Origin of the sequence: Marinobacter sp. (assembly GCF_041984545.1) — a bacterium.
Taxonomy (GTDB): Bacteria; Pseudomonadota; Gammaproteobacteria; order Pseudomonadales; family Oleiphilaceae; genus Marinobacter.
This window is the reverse complement of the sequence record NZ_JBHIXV010000017.1, coordinates 25417-45302: the sequence shown is the minus strand read 5'-3', so window position 1 is coordinate 45302 and position 19886 is coordinate 25417. Positions and strand designations below refer to the sequence as shown.

Annotated in this window: 15 protein-coding genes and 1 other RNA gene; 9 read left to right on the top strand and 7 right to left on the bottom strand. The window is 56.3% G+C overall.

From position 1 onward, the window contains the following. Nucleotides 1-19 precede the first annotated feature (19 nt). Both ffs and ACFC20_RS09915 read right to left on the bottom strand, forming a co-directional pair. An RNA gene (ffs, locus tag ACFC20_RS09920) (signal recognition particle sRNA small type) lies at nt 20-116 on the bottom strand. A 93-nt stretch (nt 117-209) separates the two neighbouring features. Then, the gene (locus tag ACFC20_RS09915; RefSeq protein WP_375192897.1) at nt 210-782 is read right to left on the bottom strand and encodes a 2OG-Fe(II) oxygenase; all 573 of its coding nucleotides are present in this window, start codon (nt 780-782) and stop codon (nt 210-212) included. 232 nt (nt 783-1014) lie between these two features. Between ACFC20_RS09915 and ACFC20_RS09910 the strand changes: the two genes are divergently transcribed. Genes ACFC20_RS09910 through ACFC20_RS09900 form a run of 3 tightly spaced genes read left to right on the top strand, consistent with a single transcriptional unit; the run spans nt 1015 to nt 3697 of the window. After that, nucleotides 1015-1938 carry a D-hexose-6-phosphate mutarotase gene (locus ACFC20_RS09910; RefSeq protein WP_375192863.1) on the top strand — a complete coding sequence of 308 codons (924 nt, stop codon included), beginning with the start codon at nt 1015-1017 and terminating at the stop codon, nt 1936-1938. Continuing rightward, nucleotides 1935-2750, top strand: coding sequence for a lysophospholipid acyltransferase family protein (locus ACFC20_RS09905; RefSeq protein WP_375192862.1), 816 nt, complete (start codon nt 1935-1937; stop codon nt 2748-2750). Before ACFC20_RS09910 ends, ACFC20_RS09905 begins: the two co-directional genes overlap by 4 nt. Next, nucleotides 2750-3697, top strand: a complete 948-nt coding sequence (locus tag ACFC20_RS09900) for an SDR family oxidoreductase (protein WP_375192861.1) — start codon at nt 2750-2752, stop codon at nt 3695-3697. The genes ACFC20_RS09905 and ACFC20_RS09900 overlap by 1 nt, the downstream gene beginning before the upstream one ends. A 69-nt stretch (nt 3698-3766) precedes the next feature. Here ACFC20_RS09900 and ACFC20_RS09895 read toward each other — a convergent pair whose 3' ends face one another. Continuing rightward, the gene (locus ACFC20_RS09895; protein ID WP_375192860.1) at nt 3767-4504 is read right to left on the bottom strand and encodes a PEP-CTERM sorting domain-containing protein; all 738 of its coding nucleotides are present in this window, start codon (nt 4502-4504) and stop codon (nt 3767-3769) included. Nucleotides 4505-4779: 275 nt separating this feature from the next. On the opposite strand from ACFC20_RS09895, the gene prsK reads away from it, so the two are divergent. The 6 genes from prsK (at nt 4780) to ACFC20_RS09865 (ending at nt 15174) form a co-directional block, all read left to right on the top strand. Continuing rightward, on the top strand, nt 4780-6915 hold the full coding sequence (prsK, locus tag ACFC20_RS09890) for an XrtA/PEP-CTERM system histidine kinase PrsK (protein WP_375192859.1): 2136 nt from the start codon (nt 4780-4782) through the stop codon (nt 6913-6915). Nucleotides 6916-7017: 102 nt separating this feature from the next. Then, nucleotides 7018-8388, top strand: coding sequence for a PEP-CTERM-box response regulator transcription factor (gene prsR / locus ACFC20_RS09885; protein ID WP_375192858.1), 1371 nt, complete (start codon nt 7018-7020; stop codon nt 8386-8388). Between the two features lie 38 nt (nt 8389-8426). Beyond that, nucleotides 8427-11129, top strand: coding sequence for a tetratricopeptide repeat protein (locus tag ACFC20_RS09880; protein WP_375192857.1), 2703 nt, complete (start codon nt 8427-8429; stop codon nt 11127-11129). Nucleotides 11130-11249: 120 nt separating this feature from the next. Continuing rightward, on the top strand, nt 11250-13214 hold the full coding sequence (locus ACFC20_RS09875) for a PA14 domain-containing protein (RefSeq protein ID WP_375192856.1): 1965 nt from the start codon (nt 11250-11252) through the stop codon (nt 13212-13214). Nucleotides 13215-13355: 141 nt separating this feature from the next. After that, nucleotides 13356-14024 (top strand): PEP-CTERM sorting domain-containing protein, encoded by a 669-nt coding sequence (locus ACFC20_RS09870; RefSeq protein WP_375192855.1) that lies wholly within the window; start codon nt 13356-13358, stop codon nt 14022-14024. A 67-nt stretch (nt 14025-14091) separates the two neighbouring features. Continuing rightward, nucleotides 14092-15174: a glycosyltransferase gene (locus tag ACFC20_RS09865; protein WP_375192854.1), complete on the top strand. Its 1083-nt coding sequence runs from the start codon at nt 14092-14094 to the stop codon at nt 15172-15174. Here the strand turns inward: ACFC20_RS09865 and ACFC20_RS09860 are convergent. From ACFC20_RS09860 to ACFC20_RS09845, 4 genes are all read right to left on the bottom strand, one after another. Further along, the gene (locus ACFC20_RS09860) at nt 15110-16666 is read right to left on the bottom strand and encodes an exosortase/archaeosortase family protein (RefSeq protein ID WP_375192853.1); all 1557 of its coding nucleotides are present in this window, start codon (nt 16664-16666) and stop codon (nt 15110-15112) included. The two genes, ACFC20_RS09865 and ACFC20_RS09860, sit on opposite strands and share 65 nt — an antisense overlap. 80 nt (nt 16667-16746) lie before the next feature. Beyond that, nucleotides 16747-17892 carry a GNAT family N-acetyltransferase gene (locus ACFC20_RS09855; RefSeq protein ID WP_375192852.1) on the bottom strand — a complete coding sequence of 382 codons (1146 nt, stop codon included), beginning with the start codon at nt 17890-17892 and terminating at the stop codon, nt 16747-16749. Next, entirely contained in the window at nt 17882-18781 is a 900-nt protein-coding gene (locus tag ACFC20_RS09850) for a glycosyltransferase (protein ID WP_375192851.1), read from the bottom strand. Before ACFC20_RS09850 ends, ACFC20_RS09855 begins: the two co-directional genes overlap by 11 nt. Nucleotides 18782-18792: 11 nt before the next feature. Continuing rightward, complete coding sequence (locus ACFC20_RS09845; protein ID WP_375192850.1) at nt 18793-19878, bottom strand: GNAT family N-acetyltransferase; 1086 nt, start codon at nt 19876-19878, stop codon at nt 18793-18795. Between the last annotated feature and the right edge of the window lie 8 nt (nt 19879-19886).

Sequence of the window (19886 nt, the reverse complement as noted above, 5' to 3'; positions counted from 1 at the left end):
GGGAGAAAACTGGGGGTGACTCCATCAGCGACACCCCGGCACACAAATCCACCGCTGCGGCTGCTCCCTTCCGGGCCTGACCGGGTTCACGGTTTCATGTTGCGGAGGCACCAATGGAGCCACCATAACGGCGTTCCGGGACAATTCCCCGAAAGCGGCGCGCATATTAGCAAAAGGGTTTGCGGACTACAATGAGAAATCGGCCGGCTTCACAGGGGCAGCGGCACTTCATCCTGGCGGAACCAGCAGGCCAGACTGTGGCGCGTGCGATTGGCGGGCAGCACCTCGTGGGGCACCTCCTCGCTCATGAACACCGCCATGCGGCCCATCTCGGGCACTACGGTTCCGCACACCTCGTGTACGCTGTCGCGGTTGAAAACCTGAAGAGCACCGCCGTCTTCAGGCTGCCAGCCGTCATTCAGGTACAGCACCAGGCTCACTACCCGGGAGGCACGCCCCTGGAAACTGTCCAGGTGACGCTTGTAGAAATCCCCTGGATGGTAGGTGGCGTAGTGGGTCTCGAATCGCTTCAGCCCCAGAAACAGGCGCTGGTTCAGTCCCGCACGAATGCCCTCATAGAACTCGAACAGGGCGGCCTGGGGTGCGGTAATGCCCTGCAGCCAGGCAATCCGGTCCCGGCGCACTGAGCGGTCGCGGACCAGGTCATTGCCCCGGCCGATGCCGGCTTTCTGCATGGCATCGGTCCGATCCAGGATTTGCACCTCCTGTTTGAGGGCCGCCAACAGGTCGCTTCCCAGCATGTCCCGCACATCCAGCGACATCCAGCCGTACTCGGTCAAACCCTCGGCAAGGTCGTCAAGCCAGCGCTCCGCACGCCCTTTGAGCCCTTCGGCCGGCGCGGTCAGCGATTCGTGAATGGGGGTGACAACCGACGTTTCCATGGACGGGCCTCGTTTAAATTTTGGCCATATTTTAGGCGCAAATGTCGCCGGAGCGGCAGTTTTAATTTACTCTCTAGGTAAGCGAATACACTTAATCAATCAGTAATTCACCATGTCAGAAAGCAGTAACAGGCCTCCGATTTCACTGTCTCCGGGGCAATGGTCCTTCACGCGCTGGAAAACCATCGGGCAACTGGAAGCCCTTGAGGTCCACCACCCTCTTTTTCAGGCCACGCTCTTCCTCCAGGGAGCGCATCTGGCGAGCTTCATTCCCCAGGACGAAGCCGACTGGCTCTGGATGAGCCCCACGGCGCGTTACGAGCCTGGCCGAGCCATACGCGGCGGCATCCCGATCTGCTGGCCCTGGTTTGGAGACCCGGCCAGAAATGCCCCGGAGGTACGAAAGCGCATCCACACCGACAGCGCCCACGGCTTTGCCCGTACCGCGCTGTGGAAACTGGAAGACGTTCGGGAAAGCGCCCACGAGGTGGAAATCAGCCTCTCGCTGGACGCCAACGAGGACTTTGCAGACGCCTGGAGCGGACATGCCCTGGCGCTATTAACGTTCAGCTTCTCCATCCGTGGCTGCCAGCTGGCGCTGACCACCACCAACCTGGCCAATGATCCGCTCGCGTTCAGCCAGGCATTGCACACGTACCTGCCCACCAGCGACATTGCCCGCACCCGGGTGTCGGGCCTGGGCGACAGCCAGTACATCGATACCCTCGACAACTGGGAGTACAAGCGGCAGGAAGGCCCGGTGTACTTTGACGGCGAAACCGACCGCATTTACGAGAGCGGGGAGCCGCTGAACGTGGTAACGCCCCGCGGCAGCCGCAAGCTCTCTCCCGTGGGCAGCGACTCCACCGTTGTGTGGAATCCGGGGCCGGAAAAGGCCGCACGGCTTTCCGATTTCCCCGACGCGGCCTGGAAGACCATGCTCTGCGTCGAAACCGCCAATGCCGGTGGCGACTACAGAGTGCTCAATAAAGGACAAAGCCACACCCTCGGTGTGTTCATCGGAAGGAAAGCATGAGCCTGGTATCGATTCTGAAATCCCGTCTGGTTCCGGCGGCGCTGGACGAGCACGTCAACCGCATCCGCAAGCCCATTGGCACGCTGGGCTATGACCCCTGGGGCTACAACAACGAGGCCATCAAATACGGCCTGTCGATCACCAAACAGATCTACGAGAAATACTTCCGGGTACAGGCCCACGGCGTCGAGAACATACCGGCCGAAGGCCCGGTACTGATCATAGCCAACCACAGCGGGCAGCTTCCCATTGATGGCCTGCTGATCGGCTACGCCCTGGCCTCGCGGCAGGAGAATCCCCGAATCCCAAGGGCCATGATTGAACGCTTTTTTCCGACCGTGCCCTGGCTGGGTAACCTGCTGAACGAAGTGGGCGCGGTGCTTGGCGATCCGGTAAATTGCGCCAAGATGCTGGCCAACGATGAAGCGGTCATCGTCTTCCCCGAGGGTGTGCGCGGCTCCGGCAAGCTCTACCAGGATCGCTACCAGCTCAAGCGCTTTGGCAACGGCTTCATGCACCTGGCCATGAAATACAACGCGCCGATCGTTCCGGTAGGCGTTGTAGGCTGCGAGGAGACCATTCCCGCCATCGCCAACATCAAGCCACTGGCCAAGGCACTGGGCATTCCCTACGCGCCCGTCGCCCTGCCCGTGGTACTGCCGGCCAAAGTACACCTGAACTTCGGCCAGCCTATGTATTTTGACGACCTCGAAATACCGGAAGAGAAAGTCACCGAGCGGGTGGAAAAGGTAAAATCGGAGATCAGCCGACTGATCGACAAAGGACTGAGCGAGAGGAAAAGGCTCTTCTGATGACCCAGCAACGCAGACCCCACATCCTGATTACCGGCGCCGCTGGCGCCCTCGCCCAGCAAGTCATCGAGCAGTTACGAGACACCTGCGACCTGGTGGCCGTGGACTTCCGCGAACAGGTGTATCTGGGCGACGACATTCCCAGCTACTGCATCGACTTCAACAAGCGGGTATTCGAGGACCTGTTCCGCCGCTATCAGTTCGACGGCGTGATTCACCTGGGCCGCATCATGTCCAGCCAGCTCACCCGAATGCGCCGTTACAACGCCAACGTGCTGGGCACCCAGAAGCTGCTGGACCTGAGCCACAAGTACGGCATCAAGCGCGTAGTGGTGCTTTCCACATTCCACGTCTACGGTGCCGTGGCCTACAATCCTGCGCTCATAGACGAATCCGCGCCCCTGAAGAGCGCCGGCCTGAGCGCCGACCTGATTGATTCGGTGGAACTGGAAAACCTCGCCAACATCTATCTGTGGCGCTACCCGGAACTGAACATCACCATCCTGCGGCCCTGCAATATCGTGGGCCCCGGCGTGCGTAACACCATCAGTACCCTGCTGGGCAGCGAGCGGGCGCCAGTGCTGGCCGGCTTTTCTCCGATGATGCAGTTCATCCATATTGATGACATGGCGGATGCCATTGTGCTGGCGTATAAAAAACCGACACGTGGCGTGTACAACGTCGCCCCGCAGGATTGGGTGGCCTACCAGCACGCACTGAAACTCTGCGGCTGCAAACGCTTCCCGATTCTCTCGATCCCGCCGGTAGTACCCAAGCTGATTCTGAACACTCTGAAACTAAAGAGTTTTCCGTCGTACCTGATGGCGTTCTTCAAGTATCCGGTGGTGATTGATGGGCGGGCGTTTGCGCGGGAATTTGGCTTTGAGCCAAAGCGACCGTTGAAGGAGATTTTCCGGTTTTATCGGGAGAATAAGCGGCCGGTCTAGGTCAGTTACAAAGAGCCCCGAGACTTGCGCCTCAGGGCTCGCGATCCTGCATAGACCGGAAACCGCCTTTCAGTCTCTGCTACGCCGGGAGGCCTTGCGCAGGATCAGGCCCACGATACCCAGTGCCAGCAGCGCCAGCGTGCCGGGCTCCGGCACCAGTACAGGCGGCTTTGGCGAAAACACCAGAAGGTCCTGCGAGAGTTTCCTTTGCTGCTCGTCGGTATCGGATGAGAGGACATACAGGCTGTAGGCATTCTGGAATCCAGAAAGCGATCCAAGCCACTGATTCGCGAGTGTTCGAGCCGAATAGAAATCGCTTGACCAAAAAGTGCCGTCCGCATAGAGGTTTAAAGATCCATTATCCTCATTAATGATCTCCCAGAGCGCTAACTGGAACGCCGCCGACGATTTAGCGTCTGTTACCGCCGATTCGTATCCGGTGTAAAGCCGGCCGATGCGATCAACCTTGCCAGCATCCCCGAAGTAATCACCGGCGCCCAGGAGGGTGTAGGAAACAATGTTCTGGGTATCGAGATAGGTGTCGATGTCAACGCAAAAGGCTTCAAGCACATCGTTCGAGCTAATCGAAAACGAGCTGGAGCCGGAGACATTGCTCACATCGAACTGAAACATGCCAGCCCGTACGGACATGCCGGACCCGTCATCAGTAATGGTTCCGGATTTGTAACCCTTGCTGAACCCATCAAAATCCAGGTCCATGGTGAGAGGAACCGCCTGGGCAAACGTGGCCGCCCCCGCTAACATCAGCCCTGCACCCAGCGACCGCCATGCCTTTCTCATATCCATAACACCTACTTCCCTGACTGCTTCCTACAACAACGAATCCAGTGATTCGCAACGTGTGGCCAGAAAAGCAGGGTTGGGGCCAGAACATGAAAAGTGTCGGCATGTTAGACACTTAAATATTGTCGACCGACCTGCGGCTGAATAGATTCAAGAAATGTGTAAAACATACCGACATGCCTGGCCAAAAGTGTTAAGTTTTCGATACAGTCAGCAGACTTGATCGATTTTCACAATCCTCCCAAACTAGGCTGGGACGGATATTCAGGATTCAGGTGATGTTCAGGGATTTGGGCGTCTTAAGTCATGGTGCGGCAGCCACTTGCTTTCTGCTTCTCGCATTGGTGGTCGGCACTCGTTACCTTCGAAGGAACGTAGATCGGGCCCTGTTTCTTGCTGCCCTCGTGTCCTGTCTCTGGGCTGTCTCTCTCGTTACCCAGAGCCTGTTCGGCCAGCCGGACTTCCTGATTCGCTACCTTCTTGAACTTCTTCGCGATGCCACCTGGCTACTTCTGCTCTTTGCCATTCTGAAGGACTCCTTCAAGTCTTCAGGCATCAGTGTACGCGCCCGTACCCTCATGGTCGCCACGGGCGGCATTCTGATTGCCGGCTTGATGATACTGGCTATTGCCGAATATCTGTTTGAGTGGGAATCAATCGGAGGTAAAGCCAAGGTCCTCGGACAGATTGGCCTCTCGCTGCTCGGCCTGACTGTACTTGAGCAGATCTGGCGCAATTCCAGCGGCCTTGGCCGAACCAGCATGAAGTACCTGTGCATCGGCATCATTACCATTTTTGCCTTTGACTTTTTCATGTACACCGACGCCCTGCTTTTTGGCCAGATATCCGACTCTTTCTGGAACGCCCGGGGGTTTATCAACGCCGCCATGGTGCCCCTGTTTGCGGTAAACGTAATCAACACCCGCAAGCAGCCCATCGACTTCCAGCTTTCAAGAACCGCGGTGTTCCATGCCAGCACGCTGGTGTTCGCCGGTGGTTATCTGCTGTTCCTTGCCATGGGCGGCTACTACGTGCGCGTTCTGGGGGGCAACTGGGGCGAGGCGCTCCAGGTGTTGTTCCTCACCATTTCCCTGGTTTTTCTTGCCACACTGCTGCTCTCGCGCCGTATTCGGGCCCGGCTCATGGTTCTGATCAGCCAGAACTTCTTCGATTACAAATATGACTACCGGGAGGAATGGCTGAGAATGACCCGCGAACTGGCCGACCTCAGCGACGATCCCCCCCTGCCAGAACGGATCATCCGGATTCTCGCGGGCCTTGTGGAAAGCAACAGCGGCGCGATCTGGCTCAAAGGAGAGCGTGATGCCTACGTATTGAAGGCCGCCGTGAACCTTACCACGCCCAAGCACACCATGATCGACGACGACGCCGAGCTGGTCCGCTTTTTCACAGACCGGGAATGGATCGTTGACCTGCACGAATACAAGTCCGACCCCGTCAGCTATAACCTCTTGGAAATTCCGGACGCCATCGCCAAAACCGCCGACGGCTGGCTGGTGATACCGCTGTATCTTGGAAACGATCTCTACGGAATGGCACTGGTCGGCAACCCTTATGCGCGGGTTGAACTCAACTGGGAAAACTTTGATCTGATCAAAGTGGTGGCCAGACAAACCTGCAATCTTTTGGCGCAGGCCGATGCCCAGAACCGCCTGTCCCGGGCCATGCAGTTTGAGGCGGTGAGCAAAGCTTCAGCATTTATGGTGCACGACCTGAAAACCGTGATTGCCCAGCTCTCCCTGCTGGTAAAAAACGCCCCGAAACACCGGAACAATCCGGCTTTCATCGACGACATGATCAACACCACCGACCACGCCGTTCGTAAAATGTCCGGCCTGGTCGACCACATTCGCCGACCCGGCGATGACGACGATTCCCAGCTCAAATTGCTGAACCTGGCGGATCTCACCCGCAAGCTGGTTGAACACCACCAGAGGCAGGCGCCGGCACCACGAATCGACGGGGACACACCAACCGCGCTGATAAAAGCAGACGAAGAGCAGCTCCGCAGCGTGCTGGGTCATCTTATTCAGAATGCCCAGGACGCCACGCCTCCAACCGGTGACATCTCGATCGCGCTGAAGCTCGCGAAGGGCAAGGTGGTGCTGTTCATCCAGGACACCGGCACGGGAATGACCAAGGAATTCATCTCCAGCCAGCTTTTCAAACCGTTCGAAAGCACCAAAGGGCTTACCGGCATGGGCATTGGCGCATACCAGGCCAGGGAATACATTCGGAGAATCGGTGGTGACATCGATGTGACCAGCGAGCCCGGGGTGGGTTCGTGTTTCTCAGTACGCATTCCGCTCGCCAGTGAGCAACCCAAAGTGACCACTGTGCCAGAGGTGCGACCGAATTCCGTAACAGAAGAGGCCAGACAAAACGCCAATTAATCGTCGTTTCTTAACGGAGGATTAAGCCAGCATTGCAAAGTGTCAATGTTCGGTTGAGAATCTAGGCTGTGGAAATAAAAAAACAAAGGACTTGTTGCTGTTGTGACCAGACGACTCTTGATAGTAGAAGATGATCCCGGCCTCCAGAGCCAGATGCGGTGGTGTTTCAGTGAGGATCTGCAGGTATCTGTAGCCTCCGACAGGGACTCGGCCCTGACCTGCCTGCGGCGGGAAGAGCCACAAGTCGTCACTCTGGATCTCGGCCTGCCCCCTGATCCCGGAGGTGCCAGCGAAGGTTTCCGGCTGCTTGAGGAAATCATCCAGCTCGCCCCGATGACCAAAGTCATTGTTGTTACCGGTCGCGAAGAAAAGGAAAACGCCGTCAAAGCCATCGGCATGGGTGCCTCGGATTTTTACCAGAAACCGCTGGATGCCGACATTCTCTCGTTTGTGGTCAACCGGGCGTTCCGGATCGCAGAGCTTGAACAGGAAAATCAGGTTCTGTCGCAACAACGTAACGGCACCAACATCAAGGGCATTGTTGCCGCCAGCCCCCAGATGCTCTCGATCTGCCGAACCCTCGAAAAAGTCGCTCCCACCGATGTCACCACGCTGATCACCGGAGAAACCGGCACCGGCAAGGAACTTCTTGCCCGGGCATTACACGATCTGAGCCATCGAGCCTCCAAGCCTTTTGCTGCCATAAACTGTGCAGCCATTCCCGAGAACCTGCTGGAGAGCGAACTGTTTGGCTTCGAGAAGGGCTCGTTCACCGGTGCAACCCAGACCAAGAAAGGCAAGATTGAAAGCGCCAACGGAGGCACCCTTTTCCTCGATGAAATTGGCGATATGCCCATGCCGTTGCAGGCAAAGCTCCTGCGTTTTCTCCAGGAACGCGTGATTGACAGAGTAGGTTCGGTTAACCCCATTCCCGTCGACGTTCGCGTGGTGTGTGCAACGCACCGGGATGTGAGAAACCTGATCACCGAGGGCGTTTTCCGGGAAGACCTGTACTACCGGATCAGCGAGATCACTCTCGACGTGCCCTCACTTCGTGAACGGGACGGCGACCCGCTGGTGATCGCCCGGTCGCTCCTGAAATCCCTGGGCGACCAGATGGACCGCCCCAACCTCTCGTTCAGCGAGGATGCGGTGAATGCCATCAGCAATTATGCATGGCCCGGGAACGTGCGCGAGATGATCAACAAGGTTAAACGGGCCACCATCATGGCAGAAGGTAAGCGCGTAACCGCCGGAGATCTGGAGCTTTCCTGCGACACCTCTGGCACGCCCAATCAGCTGAACCTCAGACAGGTGCGGGAAAACGCAGAAAAGCAGGCGATCATACAGGCGCTGCAAACCTGCAACTACAATATGGCGCAGGCGTCCCGACTGCTCGGTGTGACGCGCCCTACCCTGTATAACCTGACGGACAAGTACCGAATCGAGACGTCACAAACAACAAGTGCCTGAGAGAAGGCGAAGGACAAGACCCGAAGAAGGACCAGGGCATGAATCTACCACGACTGTTACCGCTGGCTTTGCTCACTGCAGCAATCACCCTGTTTGCTGCCGGCTGCAGCAACGAAACGGAAATGACACAGGACGACATCCAATACATCAGCCACGTCGACCAGGCGCGCTTCTTCCAGCGACAGGGTGAGCTGAAGGCGAGCACCATTGAAGCCCGCAGCGCCATACAACTTCAGCCGGAGCGGGTAGAGCCCTACTTCATCATCATCAACAACCTGCTTACTGCAGGCGATGCCGTCAATGCCGAACGCCAGCTCGATCAGTTGCTGGAAAAAATTCCGGAACAGGGCCTGACCCAGAGCCAGCGAAATGAAGCTGCACTTATTCGGGCCGAGGCTCAGATTCTCCAGGGCAACATTCAACAGGCCCGCGAAGCCCTTGATCAGGTTGTTTCACCCGTTCAGGAAACGGCCGAAAAGAGGGGCATTCTCCTGGGCCGGGCCTGGCTGGTGGCAGGCAACTTCGAACGGGCCGAAGCGGCCTATCGCGACGTTCTTGAGATCAACAATGGCAATATTGAGGCTCTGGTCGGGCTTGCGCGCTCAGCCATGGCCTCAGGAAACGCCGAACTGGCCAAGGAGCGACTGGCGGTGGCCGAAGAGAAGGCGCCACAGCATGAAGAAGTTCAGCTGCTGAAGGGCCAGATTGCCCACCTTGAAGGTAACTGGGCGGTTGCGGAACAGGCCTACATCGAGGCCCTGGAGACTATCGGCCAGTACGATGTGATGACCTTCCGCAAGTACGAAACCATTTCCGCGCTAGTGACGGCCCTCAGGGAACAGGGCAAGTCGGCAGAGGCCTTCGTTTATGAAGAAATTCTCGCAAAATCAGGGCCGGGCACGATCAAAAGTAACATGGAGGCGGCGAGCCAGGCACTTGAACAGAACGATCTGGATACCGCCGCCAGATACCTCGAAGAAACACTGAACCAGGTGCCTGGCCATCGCCCGAGTGCCCTGATGCTGGGCGTTATCCGCTTCAGGCAAGGCCGCGCCGCCGAGGCAGAAGAGCTTCTCGAGCCGCTTGCCGACCTGGAAGAATCCGGAGAAATCAGAAAGCTGCTGGCAGCCACGCGCATCTCCATGAGAGACCCTCTTGGCGCCCGGGACCTGCTCAAAGACCTGGATAACCGCGACAACGATCCCCAGACACTCGCGCTTGTCGGGATTGCAACGCTGGCCGGAGGCGATGATCAGAGTGGCCGCCAGCTGATTGAAAAATCCCTGGAGATCAACCCGGACAATCATAACCTGCGGCTGAGATATGCATCCTACCTGTTCCAGGCGGGGGACCTTCAGGAGGCCATCACCCAGGCCAGAAAGATCCCGACAGATGCAGCCGAGCGCAGCCAGGCCGTTCTGTTGATAGCCAATGCCCAGAACAGGGCGGGCGACGTGAATGGAGCGCTGAACACCCTCGATGCAGCACTCAAGGAAGATGCGGAGAACGTGAGAGCACTGGTGCTGAAAGGAAATCTCCTGGCCCAGAGCAGCCAGTACGATGCCGCAGAGACAGCACTGAAGAAGGCGCGAGGACTCGCTCCAGAATCGCCAGCGCCAATGGTAGGACTTGGTAACCTTCAACGCCTGAGAGGCAACACTACCGAAGCGATCACCCTGTTCAAGCAGGCGGTGAAGGCCGATCCGAACGACCGGATGGCGCTGCAATCGCTGGCCGGGGCGATCCCGCGTGAAGAGCTTACCGGCTTTATGGCCGAGCTAAACCAGGAGAACCCAGAAGCTATCGGGCCCCGGCTGATACTTCTGGAGACGGCTCTGATTCAGGGCGACTCAGCCCGCGTTGATGAGCTCACGGCCCAGTTAATGGAACGCTCGGACGAACGCACTCCCAGCCCGGCAGAGCCATACGTGGCGGCAGTATACGAAGGTATTGCCACGCAGATGGCGCAACGAGGCCGGGGCGAACGTGCGCTTGAGATCCTGAATCGCGGACGGGTGCTGTTCCCGGAGAACGAGCAGATCGCACTCAAGTATGCGGCGATCGAGTTCCAGAACGGAAATACCAGCAAGGCCCGAACCGCTCTTGCGGATGTGAAACAGCATCACCCCAATTCCCCTTTGCCCTATGAGGTTGAGGCCTCCCACTACGAACGCCAGGGTGAGTTCCGCCAGGCCGCCGAGTTGTATGAGCTCGCCTTGAGCAAAAGAGCAACCCCCGAGCTTTATCTGGCGCTCTCAAGAGCCCTCGGCAATGCCGGGCAAACCAGGGAAGCGAGCGAGGTCCTGGAAAGAGCAGCAAGTGACTTCCCGAACAACCCTGCCATTACCCTGAACCTTGCCATCCTCTACCAACAGCTGGAACAGAATGACGCAGCAGTCGCTGCTTACGAGTCGCTGCTTGAAACCCATCCGGAGAACGGCGTTGCACTGAACAACCTCGCCTGGCTGTATCACCAGATTGGGGATTCCCGCTCTCTCGACATCGCTCGCAGAGCGTACGAATCCAGCCCCGAGAATGGCGCCATAGCGGACACCTACGGATGGATTCTCTTCCAGTCCGGCAAAAAGGCAGAAGGCATCAAGCTCCTTGAAAAAGCCCATAAACTGGCGCCGGAGTCATCGGAGATTGCCATGCACCTGGTGGAGGCTTACCGCACGGAAGGTCGCGACAACGATGCGCAAAGAATCCTGAAGGGCCTTGAACAGGGGAACAATAGCTAGAATATCGGCACGGCATAATATCCAAGCTGACATAGCGAATCGTTCCTAGCAGACGCTGGCAGCCTCCAAATCGCGCATCAATACTTCATGTATCGTTCTGGCGCACAAGGAAGGTTTGGTATGGCTGCCATCAAAGCGCTCGGCCTCGGTACCGCCCTGGTGGCGATCACCGGGTGTCAAAGCTGGCAATATCGCGATATAGAACAGCTCCCCCCCACCGCCTCTATCCCGCAGACCAGTGAACCAGGCAAGGTCGATGTCTGGTACTACGATGCCATTTCCGGCAATTACGTGCAGTCACTGCTGGATGCCGAGAAGTATCCGGACAATCCCGACGAAATTACCGAGCTGACGGAGCTGCGACGGGCCACCAGCCGCGCAAATAACTACGGCACCCTCATACGGGGCTTTATTGAACCGCCGGAAACCGGGGAATACACCTTCTTTATCAGCGGCGACGACCAGACCCAGTTCTGGCTCTCGGATTCCCAGGCGCCGGAATCCCTCGTTCAGATTGCGTCCACCATGGCCGTGCCACTGGACAGCTTCAACCGCTACAGCTCCCAGACCTCGCCAATCCAGTTTCTGGAAGCAGGCAAGAAATACTACTTTGAGTTGCGGCACAAAGAGGGAGGCTGGGATGACCACTTTACGGTGGCCTGGTCCGGGCCGGGCTTTTCCCAACAAACCATCGGCAGCTCCGCATTGCATACCTGGGCCGTTGAGGAACCCGGCGCTGCCCCGGAATTAACGCCGGAACAGGCCTACCACCTCGGATATCACATCGGCTATTTTGATGCCCAGCAGAACCTCTCGTTCAACAAGGGCTACCCGCCCCTGGATCAGGACAAGGATGGCCTCTACGACAACTGGGAAATCATCTTCGGACTGGATCCTTCCAATGCCGCAGACGCTACCTCAGACACCGACAACGACCTGTTGAGCGCCACAGACGAATTCTGGGCCCGCACCAGCCCCATTGCCGAGGATACCGATGCCGACGGCCTGCCGGATGGCTACGAGTATGCCTACGGGCTTGACCCCACAGACCCGGCCGATGCTACTTCAGACGTGGATGGCGACGGCTATTCCGCACTCCAGGAATACCAGGCCGGCACCGATCCGACCAATCTAGAGGATGCCCCGGCGCCCGAGGAAGTCTACGAGGCCGGGTTTGTTGGCCAGTACTTCACCGGGACAGACTTCGGCACCTTTGTCCGGGCTGAGGAGAACGCCTCGATCAATTTCAACTGGGGCAGCGGGAGCCCCGCCGCTGACCTACCGAAAGACCGATTCAGCATTCGCTGGCAGGGCTGGTTTACCCCTCCCCACAGTGACGGAATGCGCGAATACACCTTCACCACAACCACTGACGATGGCGTGCGCCTGCTACTGAACGGTGCCCCAATCATCAACCAGTGGAAAAACCAGTCACCAACCACCTACAGTGCCACGGCCAGCCTGGAAGCCGGCGCGCCGGTGGCGGTAACCATGGAGTATTTCGAGTACGGCTGGGGCGCCACCGCCGTGCTGACCATTTCCGACACGGCCAGCGGAGAAGTCCTGGCGCCCGCCAGCACCGTCTCGCACCTGGCACTTACCAGTGAATTTGCCGAGAGTTCTCTGAATGACGGCGTCGATGATCTTTACAAGCTCCGCTACGGACTGCCCCTCATGCAACCGGTGGCAGACAGCGTATTCAATAGCAGCGGCGTAACCGTGCTTGAAGCCTATCAATCCGGATTGCACCCCTACACTCTTGAACCCGTTTCCGAGCCCCAGTCGCCAGCCACCAGCTCACCGGAGGAAACCACCAGCAGCACAGGCAGCGTTACGCTCTCATGGACTCCCCCCGGCACACGGGTGGATGGCAGCAGCATTTCGCTAAGCGAGATCGATTCCTACCGCATCAACTACGGGCAGGACTCGAACAACCTCACGGAAGTGCTCAGCGTTCCTGCCGGCACAACCTCCACCACCATTACCGACCTGGCGCCCGGCGTGTGGTACTTCACCATTCAGGTGATCGATACCAACGGATTAAGCAGTGAACCATCGGCGCCAGTACAGCACGCAGTGGAGTAAAGGGTATTTTGTCGGAACTTTTTACACTGGAGAAACAGACCCTATAAAAAAGTACGCAATTTCATAAACTTAAATGATGGCACGACACCTGCAAGGAATAGCATGGTGTACTCAAGACCACTCACCGGAGGAGTGATTCAAATGAAAAAACTGACTCAATGCGTTGCGCTGGCTGCAGCGGTAGGATTCGCAGGGGCAGCACAGGCCGCCTTCATCGGCACGGTGGCTAACACCGCGCCTGCCGCGACGCCCACCGCAGTTCCAGGCAACAATGATTATGCAAACGGAATCGGCATACCAGCCGGTTTGTTCACAGGCCCTCAGTACTACGACACCACAGACTCTGTTCTGCTGTCTCACTCCATTGAGTCCGTGTCGTCCGATCCATTCAAGCTGACCTTTACCTATCTCGGTAAAGAAGCAGGCTATACCGGGTCTTTCCTGTACGAGGGTTCAGAGGTGTTCAACACCGGTTCCAGCGCCCTTGGCCAAACATTCAGCACGATCTACTCTGCGGGACTTGGCAAGTTGGACTTTGGCTTTTCTTCGGTGTCGGGGTTAAACCTTATGGGATCAGTTTCCAACCAAGGAACTGGCAACCAGGCGCTTGGCTATAACTTCTCTATTTTTGAAGTTGGCGAAGACTGGTTCATTCTGAGCCTAGACGACAACAACCAGGTGGACGACAACCACGACGACATGCTCGTAATGGTTCGCGCCTCGAAGGTACCTGAGCCTGGCACCCTCGCTCTGCTTGGCCTTGGCCTCGCAGGCATTGCAGTGCGGATGAAAGGCCGTAAAAAAGCCTGACACCAGAATCTGTGCTAGTCTTTAAAGCCCTGCCCTGGCAGGGCTTTTTATTTTTTGGTTCAGGTGTATGCGCGTACTGATTGTCTATTCCGGCAGTGGTCGAGGTTTGAAAAAGGATAGCCAGATACTCAAGGCCGCCGTCGAGTCTCATGGGCATGAATGCGCTATTCTGCAACTGGCTCCCCTCCGACAATGGCGCAGGAACCTCGAAAAACGCTTCTTTGCCCTGCTCCAGCGGCTCACCTCGGAACGTTTTCGGCGACTGTATTTCCGTACACTTGTCCGGTTTTCAAAACTGCTGAAAGCTACCAGCCCTGAAGACCTTGTCGTTCACCTGGAGAACATCCAGCCTACGCAACTCTGGAAGGGACAGCACCACTGGCTGATCCCCAACCAGGAATGGTTTATTGAGTCGCGTCTTCCCTACCTGGCAGAAGTCGATAAAGTGCTTGGCAAAACCAGACATGCGGCTGAGATCTTTGAAAAGCTGCACTCTTCCACCGAGTTTCTCGGTTTTACAGGGGACATGGCGGGGCACGGCATGCAACAAGAACAAAAGAACTACGGGCTGGCGCTTCATGTCGCCGGCACCAGCCAACTCAAGGGTACCCAGTCCGTACTGAATTGCTGGCAACGCCACCCGGAGTGGCCAAAACTTGTGGTGGTTTCTGAACAGGCACCGGAACTTCCCGCTCACTTGCCCAATGTAGAAATCAGGAAGAACATCAAAGAAGAAGAACTCTCATCTCTGTGGGGCAAAGCCGGGTTCGCTATTCAGCCCTCAGAGGTGGAGGGTTACGGGCAGGTACTGGCAGAAGCTTTGGCAAACGGCTGCGTAACCATCACAACCGATGCGCCCCCAATGAACGAACTGGTATCACCAACGTTCGGATTCCTGGCACGCCCAACCGCAACCCAAAAGTTCCGCCTGGGAACCCGTTTCAGGGTAGCCGACGCCGATCTTGAGACAGTCGTCGCTGGCGCATTGACGGAACCACTGGATATGCTCGGCAAACGCGCGGAGCTTGCCCGGGAGTGGAGCACTACCAATCACTCCAATTTCCTGCGGCGGCTGGGCAATTTCCTCAACGAGCAGGCTCGCCAACCGTCGCTTCTATCCGAGACAATGCGGCCGGAAAAGCATCACTGATGAAACCGGACAGTGTTTCCGGTACGTCGCATTCCAGGCATTGAACCGCCCCTATCAACAAAGACGCATCATCACGATTGCTGAAGAATCCCGACACCTGCGCCAGTTTCGCACGCCACTGATCGGTTTCCCATTGGCCGTGGGCGTAGTAAGTGTATCCAAGGTGAACACGCTTCCCAGACAACCGGTGTTTGAGGGTAAGGCCCTGAATCGGGATATTCAGAGGTGTATCAACCGGAAAGAAGGCCTCCGGCATCCAAAGGTCACGATCATACAAGCGATTGCTGTACTGGATCAGCTCTGCGCCATTCCTCTGGTAGTCGTAAGTGAACACGCCGAGATAGAACACGCTGTCGGGACTGGCGCCTACCCTGGCCCTGCTACGATCGAACATTGTCTGTACATAAACCCGGTCGGGGTTTCGCAGATTGGGCTTCCAACCCGCCAGCTGGGAACCGAAGACGGGCGCATACAGATTCCCTAAATCCACACCATAGTTTTCTGGATGGTTTGCTATCTTTGATCGCTTTTCCGGAAGCGCGGACCAGACTCCCAAAGCAAGCACCACCAGGGCGATGACACCATAGACTGCGCTGCCATTCTCGCCCTGAGGGCGCGCCTCTTCGACCCTCTGCCCCGGTTCAGTTTCTGCCCTTTCGTCCCGAAGCTCCAGACGACGCGCCAGGAAATAAAGGGGCACCAGGGTGCCGGCAAACACCCACCAGCCGAAATTATCGTGGTTCTCAATCAGACTGGATTGCATATTGGTTTCATAACCCATGTAGATAATGACGAATACGCGAATCCAGTTGGCAACGAGGGCGAAGCCACATCCCAATAAATAGAGAAAAACCTTCGACCGAAGTCGGGTGAGGTAAAGCTCCCCGTAGATCAAAACCAGCGCCTGACCCACCAGAAGGTAGCGAAGCCCGGAGCAGCCGTTTGCCACCTCAAAGGCACCAACACCGATCAGGTAAACAAATACACCTTCGACCTCAAATTCAATGTCGAATAGCCCCAGCAATGCCTGATTAACCGCAACGGTAACCAACTGCAGTGGCCAGGACAGAAAATCCCAAACCGGTATCGCCAGAAAGAGTATGCCCAAAGGTACCAGGAACCACTTGCCCTGCCGCCATCCCACGAGCACGGCAAAGGCGCTCAGTAACAGAGGAATCAGGGCCAGGTGCTGAAGCGCCTGCAAGCGAATGAGCCCTCCGACCCAGTAAGCGGACAGGCAAATCACAAAGGGTAAAAGCCAGGAAGGATAGAATCCCGGAACGGCTGGATGCTTTCGGGCTGCCCTGAAAGTAAGGAAGAGCGAAACAGCGGCTAACAGGAAACCGTGGGAGTAAGACTCATCCAGTTTGAGCCAGCGACCAAAGATGTCGGCAAGAGTGGGCCAGAGAACCAAAAGGAGTGAAGCAAATCCAACCAGGTAAGACATCCATTGGTACTTTACACCTACCATGTCCCCTCGGTGAGCTGCCATTTTCACAATCCTTATGAAGTAACTGCACGTGTCTATTGTGCCCTTTGCACATTGCCAATTCCATCGCAACCAACACTCTACTACAACTTCAACCAGCGATTTACGAAGCGCCTCAAAGTCGCGGGCATTTTATGCTGTTTCCTATATACAGAGCTCAAAAACGGGTTGCGTACCAGCTGCACAGTCTGGAAGACCACGATCTGGCCGCGGTAATGCTTCTTGTAATCGTGGTTCTTCCCACCACCCGCCAACAAATCGTAGTAGGCGGTTTCCTGGTCGCCAAAAGCGTCTTCTATGGCATAGCCAAGATGCAAGGACCCTAAGGCCACCCTTGGGTCCAGGTCCTCCTGATACCCGGCCTGAAGGTTTATCCTTTGGCCGGCCACCGTTACATCATAGAGAACCGAAACACACTCGTTCTCAAAATAAAGCTCAGAGAGATGCACCCGGCCGCCAAACTTTTCTAGCCGTTCTATCATGTGTTGGTGGAAAAGCAGTGCCTCGTGATCAAATGCCGGCTTTCCCCAGCGAGCCTTATGGAACGCGTTCAGTCTCGACAGAAATTGCGCGCTGTCACCGGTTGGGGAAGACGTCAGTTTGAGGTCTCCCCTGGACTCAAGGTACTTTCGGCGATTGAAGACTTTCAGGCGAGTGTTGGAACCCAACCCAACTAACCAGTCGTCGAAACTGCCACTGGTCTCGATACGCACCCCTTCGTCCCGCACCCTGTTAACTCTGTAGATTTCAGGCCCAAGCTCACCATCGTTCTGTTCCAGGCGCTGAAGTTCCGATTCCAGAGCATCGCACAAAACCCACTCGTCCCACGGCAGCGTATGCAGGGCTTCCAGCAACGCTTGGTAAACGTCATCGGATCTCTCGTTGGCAGTGATCAGGCTGCAATATTCGGTGCGAACGGTAGGGGCAACATGCCAGGCATTGCCAATCAAATGAACCCGGCGCACTCGCAGGCCGGTCGGCGTTACCTGGTCGCGCCGATAAAATGGGCCAATACCAACGAGCTCTCCGCTTCGATCATATACGCCAAGGAGCAGGAGTTGCAGCCCAAGTACCTGAGACCATCGTTGCCACCAGCTGTAAAGCCAGGGCCAACCCATAAACAGGGGGTGCGCATCTGAGCGTGCCAGACATGCCTGCCAATCGTCAGCCATAGACTGGAATTGAGACTCGCTGAGCTGGCAAACACGCAGAGTTCTGTCAGCGGACATCTTTCAAGCCTGGAAAAAAGACCCGGAAAAGGGCGCGCCAACCGGTACTGTGAAAGGGCCATTGCGCCAATGACTGCAAGGAAGTGAGCAATGCCTTGGTTACGCTTCGCTGGCCAGCCAGATATCTGGCTTTGCGGGCGAAAAAGGTCGACCATCCCTTTCTTTGGGTCTTCCAATCCACCGCCGTAGGGTATGCCTCCAGGAATAACCTGAGCGTTCGCTCATTCGCCCAGAAACGTGCGGATTTGTCGCTGGAGATCTGATCATCCATGACACGGTACTTGGCAAAATATTCAGGCATATAGTGAAATTTAAAACGCGTTGAATACCTCAACCAGAGTTCATAGTCCTCAGCCAGCCGATCCTTTTCGTTGAACCCTCCGAGCTCTGTATAGCAATGGCGTCTCACCATGCTTGTATTGATGCTCACGAAATTATCGCGCAGCAAATCCCCGGCAATATGGCCACTAAAACGCCGCATGTTCTCCCGCCCGATCTCCTTTGAAGTCTCATCAATCGTAATAATGTCTCCGTAAACGATGTCGACCTCTGGATGCTCACGTAAAAAATTGAGCTGGCTCTCCAGTTTGTTGGGAAGCCACACATTGTCCGAATCAATAAAACAAAGGAATTGACCCCTGGACTCGGTTAACCCTCGATTCCTGGCTACACTTTGGCCCTGATTTTCCTGGTAGAAATAACGCAGACGCTTATCCGACAGATAGGGAGACAAAATCTCCCTGGTGTTGTCCGTTGAGCCGTCATCAACGATCAATAACTCAAAATCACCGAACGTCTGGGCGAGAATACTCTCGACAGTCTCGCCAATAAAATCCGCGCGATTAAACGTAGGTGTGATCACGCTGACGGTTGGAGCACCCTCGGTCATGTTTGTCCCTTTCAATTGAATTCCGTTTCATTCAACACTGTATAACCCCTGCAGAACTCTGCAGCAGCGCCCAGCAACTCCCCATCCGAGTCTCCAGCCATAATGAACCAACTTCGGGAAGGTTCGTTCTCTGAAGCAACTGAATCATGGATATAAAATCTCGGGCGAGTACGAGGAGAGAAGAAACCCTCATTGCGTAAACACTGCCCCAACTGGGCATCCGACGTAACCACAGTTAACTGCAGAGCATGTCGCCAATGGTCTCGAACACGACGTACCAGCGCCCTTTTAAGCGCGGCATTGGAGGCCGGGCCGGCATAATCGACAATTTTCAGCGTTTCCCCATGGAACCGAACCACCATGATTGCGGCAAGCTTTTGATGCTCCCAGGCACATACAAAGGCGTAACGAGCAAGCGGGTGGCGCTGATATTTCCAGTTTAGGTACTCAAAGGAACGTTTGACGATTCTTGAGTAGCCGCTCTTCTCCCGTTCCCATAACTCATTTACCGAAGCTTGGTCAGGCAAGGTTGATTGTACGGTTATCGTGCAATTGGAAAGGCGGGGGCCCAATAATCCAAGGCTCCGGTTGAGCCATTGAATTGCCCTGAACGCCCATTCCCGAATGCCACGGGAACTTCTCAGCAAACGATAATTACGCACCCTGAGGTCGGGCTTCCACCCCAAATGAAGAAGCACCCTGCTTGCATGGTCGCTTATACCAAATGCCATCACCTCTTTGGCTTTGCCGTGCAATACGCTCTTGATTTGACTCCCCAATCCCTTGCCTCGCCACGATTCCACAACATGGAAATCACAACTCCAGAGCGCGTCGATTGGCTCACCATAGGCGGTGGCCTCGATAGGCATCACGCCGTTAAAGCCAACGACCTGATCCTCCCGGTCGACGAGAAGAACGGGATCGAAGGCTTTCCCGAACGGGTTACTCTCGAACTCCCATTGCCACAGCTGCGCCTTGTGCGGCACGTTTGAAAAGAGTTCCAGAACACCCTCCCGGTACCTGGGGTGCCAGGAGACAGACCTTATCGAGCCAATTGAGTCTTCTGGAACCGGGGACTTTTTCTGATCATTGTTCATTAGCAGTC

Excerpts from the sequence above, each read along its gene's own strand:
- ACFC20_RS09855 (WP_375192852.1), bottom strand. The coding sequence starts at position 17,892 with ATGTCCGCTGACAGAACTCTGCGTGTTTGCCAGCTCAGCGAGTCTCAA.
- ACFC20_RS09905 (WP_375192862.1), top strand. The coding sequence starts at position 1,935 with ATGAGCCTGGTATCGATTCTGAAATCCCGTCTGGTTCCGGCGGCGCTG.
- ACFC20_RS09865 (WP_375192854.1), top strand. The coding sequence starts at position 14,092 with ATGCGCGTACTGATTGTCTATTCCGGCAGTGGTCGAGGTTTGAAAAAG.
- ACFC20_RS09915 (WP_375192897.1), bottom strand. The coding sequence starts at position 782 with ATGTCGCTGGATGTGCGGGACATGCTGGGAAGCGACCTGTTGGCGGCC.
- ACFC20_RS09900 (WP_375192861.1), top strand. The coding sequence starts at position 2,750 with ATGACCCAGCAACGCAGACCCCACATCCTGATTACCGGCGCCGCTGGC.
- prsK (WP_375192859.1), top strand. The coding sequence starts at position 4,780 with ATGTTCAGGGATTTGGGCGTCTTAAGTCATGGTGCGGCAGCCACTTGC.
- ACFC20_RS09875 (WP_375192856.1), top strand. The coding sequence starts at position 11,250 with ATGGCTGCCATCAAAGCGCTCGGCCTCGGTACCGCCCTGGTGGCGATC.
- ACFC20_RS09895 (WP_375192860.1), bottom strand. The coding sequence starts at position 4,504 with ATGGATATGAGAAAGGCATGGCGGTCGCTGGGTGCAGGGCTGATGTTA.
- ACFC20_RS09870 (WP_375192855.1), top strand. The coding sequence starts at position 13,356 with ATGAAAAAACTGACTCAATGCGTTGCGCTGGCTGCAGCGGTAGGATTC.
- ACFC20_RS09845 (WP_375192850.1), bottom strand. The coding sequence starts at position 19,878 with ATGAACAATGATCAGAAAAAGTCCCCGGTTCCAGAAGACTCAATTGGC.
- ACFC20_RS09850 (WP_375192851.1), bottom strand. The coding sequence starts at position 18,781 with ATGACCGAGGGTGCTCCAACCGTCAGCGTGATCACACCTACGTTTAAT.
- ACFC20_RS09860 (WP_375192853.1), bottom strand. The coding sequence starts at position 16,666 with ATGGCAGCTCACCGAGGGGACATGGTAGGTGTAAAGTACCAATGGATG.
- ACFC20_RS09880 (WP_375192857.1), top strand. The coding sequence starts at position 8,427 with ATGAATCTACCACGACTGTTACCGCTGGCTTTGCTCACTGCAGCAATC.
- ACFC20_RS09910 (WP_375192863.1), top strand. The coding sequence starts at position 1,015 with ATGTCAGAAAGCAGTAACAGGCCTCCGATTTCACTGTCTCCGGGGCAA.